General features: G+C 56.1%; 7 protein-coding genes and 1 pseudogene. 6 read left to right on the forward strand and 2 right to left on the reverse strand.

The window, feature by feature from the left end; genetic code table 11:
• The 4 genes and pseudogenes from HMCN_RS18030 to HMCN_RS19955 form a co-directional block, all read left to right on the forward strand.
• Nucleotides 1-340 (forward strand): annotated as a pseudogene (locus HMCN_RS18030) (hypothetical protein); the annotation flags it as partial.
• Between the two features lie 141 nt (nucleotides 341-481).
• Nucleotides 482-640 (forward strand): transposase, encoded by a 159-nt coding sequence (locus HMCN_RS19505; RefSeq protein WP_155837614.1) that lies wholly within the window; start codon nucleotides 482-484, stop codon nucleotides 638-640.
• Between the two features lie 165 nt (nucleotides 641-805).
• The gene (locus HMCN_RS19510) at nucleotides 806-934 is read left to right on the forward strand and encodes a transposase DNA-binding-containing protein (protein ID WP_155837615.1); all 129 of its coding nucleotides are present in this window, start codon (nucleotides 806-808) and stop codon (nucleotides 932-934) included.
• 37 nt (nucleotides 935-971) lie between these two features.
• Nucleotides 972-1,154 carry an IS3 family transposase gene (locus tag HMCN_RS19955; protein ID WP_369792190.1) on the forward strand — a complete coding sequence of 61 codons (183 nt, stop codon included), beginning with the start codon at nucleotides 972-974 and terminating at the stop codon, nucleotides 1,152-1,154.
• 169 nt (nucleotides 1,155-1,323) lie between these two features.
• Here HMCN_RS19955 and HMCN_RS0116680 read toward each other — a convergent pair whose 3' ends face one another.
• Both HMCN_RS0116680 and HMCN_RS0116685 read right to left on the reverse strand, forming a co-directional pair.
• Nucleotides 1,324-2,073, reverse strand: coding sequence for an electron transfer flavoprotein subunit beta/FixA family protein (locus tag HMCN_RS0116680; RefSeq protein ID WP_025918448.1), 750 nt, complete (start codon nucleotides 2,071-2,073; stop codon nucleotides 1,324-1,326).
• An 87-nt stretch (nucleotides 2,074-2,160) separates the two neighbouring features.
• Complete coding sequence (locus tag HMCN_RS0116685; protein WP_025918449.1) at nucleotides 2,161-3,357, reverse strand: CaiB/BaiF CoA-transferase family protein; 1,197 nt, start codon at nucleotides 3,355-3,357, stop codon at nucleotides 2,161-2,163.
• 514 nt (nucleotides 3,358-3,871) lie between these two features.
• Here HMCN_RS0116685 and HMCN_RS18410 point away from each other — a divergent pair.
• Both HMCN_RS18410 and HMCN_RS0116705 read left to right on the forward strand, forming a co-directional pair.
• The gene (locus HMCN_RS18410) at nucleotides 3,872-4,252 is read left to right on the forward strand and encodes a hypothetical protein (RefSeq protein ID WP_025918450.1); all 381 of its coding nucleotides are present in this window, start codon (nucleotides 3,872-3,874) and stop codon (nucleotides 4,250-4,252) included.
• Nucleotides 4,253-4,922: 670 nt separating this feature from the next.
• Nucleotides 4,923-6,275 carry an MFS transporter gene (locus tag HMCN_RS0116705; protein WP_025918451.1) on the forward strand — a complete coding sequence of 451 codons (1,353 nt, stop codon included), beginning with the start codon at nucleotides 4,923-4,925 and terminating at the stop codon, nucleotides 6,273-6,275.
• The last annotated feature ends 375 nt before the right edge of the window (nucleotides 6,276-6,650 follow it).

A 6,650-nucleotide genomic window follows, 5' to 3' on the forward strand; every position in this document is an offset into this window, starting at 1 on the left:
GGTTGAAGGGGAAAGTACGCGTGAATGGTTCGAAAATCAATTCCGGCAACGTGACTTGCAGCCCCCCGTTCCCACCATCTCACTGGATTCGGTCGCCGGCTGGGCCGGACTGGGTCCAACCCTGAATCTTCTTGCGTTGCTGCCGGCATCGAGCCTGAATTACTTGCCGGTGGCCACCCTTGGCGCGATCGTCGGGATGCCTGACGATTGGCGCTCGGAACGGGTGGTCGGCGTGGTATATCGCGGCGGCGGCTATTTGAGTGCCGCCGCCAAGCGGTTGATTGAGAGCCTCGAAGCGATGGCAGTTCGCTCACAACATATTTCTGAACAGAGTCAGTAATTTCCGCGGAATGCGTGGTCGTTCCGTCCAGCATGGCATAGGTGCGCGTTGAATGCACTATTTCGGATTGCCTCTGACGATATGAAGTAGCCTGATTTTTTCAGACATTCCTGTTTGATAAACTCACCAACGGGAGAAATCATGGCAAAAGCGAATTTAAGAAGTTATACACCTGGGCCTCGGGAGGAAGCCGTAAAGACGGTATTGGCGCAGGGCTTGTCACTGGAAGAAGCCGGTCGACGTCTTGCGGTTCCCAAAGGTACGTTGGCCAATTGGGTGGCCGCTGCGAAGCGTGGGTAAGCGCCTCATCAAGCTTTCGATTACCCGCAAATTTCTTGTATACCTTCGGCAGTTCTGTTAATTTTTCCGCATGAGGAATTTGATCGCAATCAAATGACGACAAAGGGAACACCAGGCGATTCCCTACCTCGTCGTCCGGCGTCCTCGGAAGGCGAGCAGACATGGATGGACAAAGAAAATGCCGCCTGCAATTTCCGAGACGAGCGGCTCAAGAAGCGCTTCCGGCTGTTGCTCAAGCAGTTCTGGACGAACATGGGACAGAGCATTCCGTTTGTTTCTGTGTCGCGTTTTTAGCGTCTCGCGCAGTGGGTTCTATGCATGACTGGAATGGCTGGAACGCAAGCCTTCGAAGCGTCAGAAAGATGACGAGCGGCTCAAGGTGGCGATCAAGGCTGTGCATCGGCAGAGCCGCGAAACCTATGGCGTGCGTCGACTGCAGCCAGAATTGACGGCGCAGGGTCGGTACATATCACGCCGGCACTGTTTGCAGAAACCTTCAAACAAGCGCTGGTAGCTTAAAACAAGAGTGTCCATAGTTGACAGTACACCTCAGCGGCCCCGTTTGTTTGGAAGCGCGTTGCGTTTAGCATCAACTGTGAACGGAAACCCAATCGACCCGGTGCAGGGCGAGGTAAAAAAACAGAGAGTTGAGCCCGGTGGTGATGCCGGGCAATTTGAGTTCCTCAGATGATTTTGGCTTCGTCTCGCAACTTGGCGACTAGCGTTGCTACATCAGGCACTTTGATGCCCGCCGACCGCTTGGCCGGTTCGCTAACCCGGAGGGTAGTCAAGCGGGGCCTCACATCCACGCCGAGATCGGCAGGCGTGATGACCTCTAACGGCTTCTTCTTGGCTTTCATGATGTTGGGTAGCGTAATGTAACGTGGTTCGTTCAAACGAAGGTCTGTGGTTACAACTGCAGGGAGCGTGAGCTTGAGCGTTTCGAGGCCACCGTCCACTTCGCGAGTGACCGTCGCAGCGCCATCCATTAAATGCACTTTGGAAGCACAGGTGGCCTGCGGCAAATCGGCCAGCGCGGCCAGCATCTGGCCTGTTTGATTGCAGTCGTCGTCAATGGCTTGCTTGCCGAGGATGATCAGACCGGGCTGTTCTCGCTTGATCAAGCCGTTCAACAGATTTGCCACGGCCAGCGGCTGTAGCTCTACATCGGTATTAATCAGGATAGCGCGGTCGGCACCAATCGCCAGAGCCGTCCGCAAGGTTTCCTGGCACTGGGTCGTCCCACATGAAACCGCAATTACCTCGGTGACAGTGCCTTGCTCCTTGAGTCTGACCGCTTCTTCAACACCAATTTCATCGAATGGGTTCATGCTCATTTTGACATTGGCGATGTCTACGCCAGAGCCATCCGATTTAACAGAAATTTTCACGTTGTAGTCGACAACGCGCTTCACGGCAACAAGTACTTTCATGATATTCACATTAGGGAAAATAGAGAGGAATTGAAAGAATCACCCCGACGTCGCAAGTCACAACGCGGGGTCACTGAGACTTTCTGTCTAAATAATGCCTTTGGCGCGCAGACGTTCCTGCTCAGACGCGGAGATGCCCAGCAAATCGCCATAGACTTCCGCATTGTTCTGTCCGAGCGAGCCACCGGTCGAGCGAATAGCGCCAGGATCGTTCTTAAAGCGAGGTACCACATTTTGCATGCGCACACTGCCGAAGTCGGCATCCGGCACAGAGGTAATTGCCTCGCGTGCCTGCATCTGCGGATCGGTGAACACCTGATCGATCGAATAAACAGGCGCTATCGTGCCCCCCTCGCGCTCGAAGGCCGACAGGATTTCTTCCAGCGTATGTTCCGCGCACCACGCACTGAAGATTCCAGATAATTCCTTTTGGTGTTCGACACGCATTGCATTATTTGCGAAGCGCGGATCATCAATGATATCGGGGCGTTCGATGGCGCGGCAGTTGTTTCCGAAAAGCGGGCCTGTCGAGCCTGCGAGCGACACCCAGCGATTGTCTCGTGTCTTATACACAGCAGAAGGCGCCGAAAACTGGTTGGAGTTACCTATCCGTCCCTGAATCTCGCCTAACTGGTCATACTTGATTGCTAGGTTATCGACCAGCTTCAGGGTTGCTTCCGTCATGGACAGGTCGATTTCCTCGCCCGGCGCATCGGGGTCGCGCGCGCGCTTCCAGCAAGCAGCCAAGACGCCGATCGCGCCGAACAGGCCGCCGACTGCATCACCGATAGGATAGCCGGCATGTATTGGCTCGCCGTCAGATTCGCCGGTGATGTGCGCGAGGCCGCCCATTGCCTCAAAGATGCGCGCGAAGCCAGGCCGGTCGCGATAGGGACCGGTCTGACCAAAACCTGTCGCGCGCAGAATGACGAGACGCGGCTGGACCGCCCACATCTGCTCCGCAGTCAAACCCCAGCGGTCGAGCGTGCCTGGCCGGAAATTCTCGATCAGCACATCGAAATGCGGCAGGAGTTGCAAGAACAATTCGGCACCTTCGCGCTGTCTCAGGTCGAGTGAGACGCATTTCTTGTTCCGATTGAGTACTTTCCACCAGATCGGCTTGCCGCTCTTGAACGGCGGGAGACTACGTGCACCGTCACCATCGCCTGGCAGCTCGACTTTTACTACATCCGCCCCGTAATCGCCGAGCAGTGCGGCGGCAGTAGGGGCGGCAATGATGGTTGCGATGTCAAGCACACGCAACCCGGCGAGAGGTCCGGTCATATCAAATCACCTCCTTGTTACTCATTGTCATTCGCAGCAGGGACAGCGAACCTGCTTTTAGGTCATACAGAAGATTGAATATCTTGTTCATGGAAGCTCCTCGTTCATCACTCAATGCCTTCCTGGGAGATACCGGACGCACTACCTTTTTCGAGTGGCCATCGATATCTGCCCGTGGATCTGGCGGGCGGTACAACAACTATTTGATGAACGACAGTACCGCTCTGCCGCCAGTGGAGCAATTAACTTGATGCCGTGATTTATTCCAATGCGGAATAGCCTGGGAGGCTGCGCGGCAGAAGCGCAGCCGTGCCATCCAATTATCAAGGGTAAACGGATGACGACAAACTACCCAACTTCTCCAAGGACCGCAGGGGGCGCGCGGAAGGCGATGAGCACATTCTGTGCGATAAAGACGGCAAGCCCAAGGGCGGTGGAAATCGCTATAGCCGGGATTTCGGCACCCCGGAGGAAAATACCCAGGACGATTTTATCGCCCCTGAAAAGTCGCCTCATGAAGCGCGCCGGCGGCTTCGACCAATGCTACAACGGTCATACGGCGGTCGACGCCCATGTCCAGATCATCGTCGCGGCGGAACCGAGCAACAACGCCTCCGACAGCGACCGCTTACCGGTTCTGCTGGCGGCCGTCAAAAAACTGTGGGACCGACGCGCAGAAAAGGTGTTCGCGGAACTGGCCAGCCACCCGACCGAGATTATCGTGGCGCTGGGGCGCGAAGAAGGTATAGCTTTGAAGATCGACACAAAGAAGAACCCACACCCCGTCGCAATGACGAACAAGCTGGCTACCGAACGCGTACGGGCGGCATACCGAAGACGCAAGGCTATCGTCGAACCGCCCAATGGTTGGATCAAGCACATCGTCGGATTCTGACAATTTGGCGTGCGTGGTCTGGACAAGGTCTGCGTTGAGTTGAAACTCGTGTGCGCCGCATTGAATTTGCGGCGGATGAACAAATTATGCAACGTTTGGCAGCAGAAGTGGCGCTAGTTACGGCCAGTGTGGCACCGCACGGCGTCGCGGCGCGCTTCGTATAAACCACTTTCCAAGACGCTGAAGCCAATTGCGACGGTCTCAGCATCAAGAATTGCGTCCAGCCACGCCGAGCGCCGGACAAAAGCGCTCTGGCGCGCAGGCTCCTAGCCGGATTGCTGATTCAAGGCGAGACGGGTGAAAAATTTTCTTGCAGGTGACCGGGACCATTTGGGTGCTGATGGTCCCTCTTGGGCCGATGATATTCTCGTTTGGCATGGCACAACGTAACGATTGCATTGCTCGCCACGGGGTCCGGAATTAATGTGTTTTATAACGAAAACAAGTAGCTGGCTCGTCGCCGCTCAATCAACAAAACCAATTCGAAGGGGATAGAGTGAAGAGACTACTGACTTTGGGTTACGCAGAATAGCGACGCCGATCGCGCTCATTCTGCCGCATCGGCAAGCATTATGACAGCGTGGAGGAAGCCCTGGCCAAGAACCGCTTCCCCCGAACCGCAAGTTAAGAGCCGTTTAAAGCAAGGCTTAAAAAACATAAGGAGACAAGCATGACCCCTATCCACAGCAGCACAGATCCGCAAGACGGCTACTTGGCCGGCAAAAAGCAGGCCTGGTTTGCCTTTGCCATGACCTTCACGCTCATGCTGTTCGATTACATTGACCGGCAGGTAATCGTCTCGCTGTTTCCCTACATCAAGGCCGCATGGCACCTGAGCGACAAACAATTGGGTTCCCTGGTTTCCGTTATTTCCATCGTGGTGGCAGCGGGCGGAATACCGGTGGCGCTGCTGGCAGACCGCTTCAGCCGTGTGAAGAGCATCGTTGTCATGGCCAGCGTATGGAGCTTGGCCAGCATCTCGTGCATGTTCACGACCAATTACACCCAATTGTTTGTGGCGCGTGCGATGGTGGGAGCTGGCGAAACCGGCTATGGCTCGGTGGGGTCTGCCCTTATCTCGACACTGTTTCCCAAACGCTTGCGCAGTGCCGTGCTCGGCGCCTTCTTCGCTGCCGGATCGTTTGGCTCGGTGCTGGGCGTGGCGTTGGGGGGGGTGATCGCGGCCCACTGGGGCTGGAAGGCCGCCTTTGGTGCGGTCGGTATACCGGGACTTGTGTTGGCGCTGCTCTATATGTTCGTGCGCGACTACAAGACGGTGGCACTGAAGCCAAAGAGCCAAGTGAGCCAAGCGAGCCGCGAGTCTCTGGGTGGAACTCTCAAGCACATCTTTGGTACGCTGGCGCGCACGCGCACGTTATTGTGGGTCTGCATCGCAGGGGCGATGCAACTGGTGACGATGTCGGCCGTCACGTCGTGGCTGACCAGCTTCCTGAACCGTGTCCACGGCATGCTCCCGGCAGATGCAGCCAAGCACACGGCATTGGTGATATTCGTCAGCGCTCTTGGAGTCCTGTTCTGGGCCGTCGTGGTGGACCGCCTGGCACGTCGCCAGCCGCGCAACAAGCTGCCCTTGCTGTCCGTGCTGTGCTTGGCCACCTCGGTGATCTTCATGGTCGCGTTTGGCGGCAGCTACACGGGTGATGCACAGTTCAAGCTAATCGTCTTTGGTGGCTTCTTCATGAATTCCATCATCGGTATAACCACCGGTATTGCCATGGACGTCATTCACCCGGGTATGCGTTCTACCGGCGCGGCCGTACTCGCCGTGACGCTGAACCTGCTTGGCTTCGCCGTGGGGCCGTTCCTGACGGGTGTCTTGTCCGACAAATGGGGTTTGCAGCAGGCACTGGCAGTCGTTCCGCTGGCCAGCATATTGGCCGCGGTGCTTTATCTCATCGCAATGCGCACTTATGACGCAGATGTGGCGAAGATCTCCGATGTGAAGCTGGATGTGGCGCCGCCCATCGTCGAAGGCCACCTGAGCACCGATGCAGCAAGGTAAGCCGTCAAAATTCGGGTCGCGTGGACCGTACGCCGCGCCCGGTGGCGGGTATCACGCGATGGCTCCTGGCAATGACGTCAGCCAGGGGCTCGGTCCCGGGTGTCGTGCCTCCAGTGGGTGCCCGCATGGCGGCGGCTCTCTGGTGATGGGTATGCTCGAAGGCATGCGCGTGCGCAGCTATCCGGTCACTGTGGTGGAATGGCCTGACCTTTGTCAATCTGTTCCAAACCCCTTAAGGCCACCTTAAGGCCAAACAAAAGCATTAAAAATCATTAACTTCTGCAAGAAAATCATAAATTCACAAACCTCTAATGTGAAAGCATTGGGATACTACGGAGACATAAAATGAAAAAATTTCTATTGGGATTGATCGCG

The sequence above is a fragment of the Herminiimonas sp. CN genome (genome assembly GCF_000622895.1).
GTDB lineage: Bacteria > Pseudomonadota > Gammaproteobacteria > Burkholderiales > Burkholderiaceae_D > AVCC01.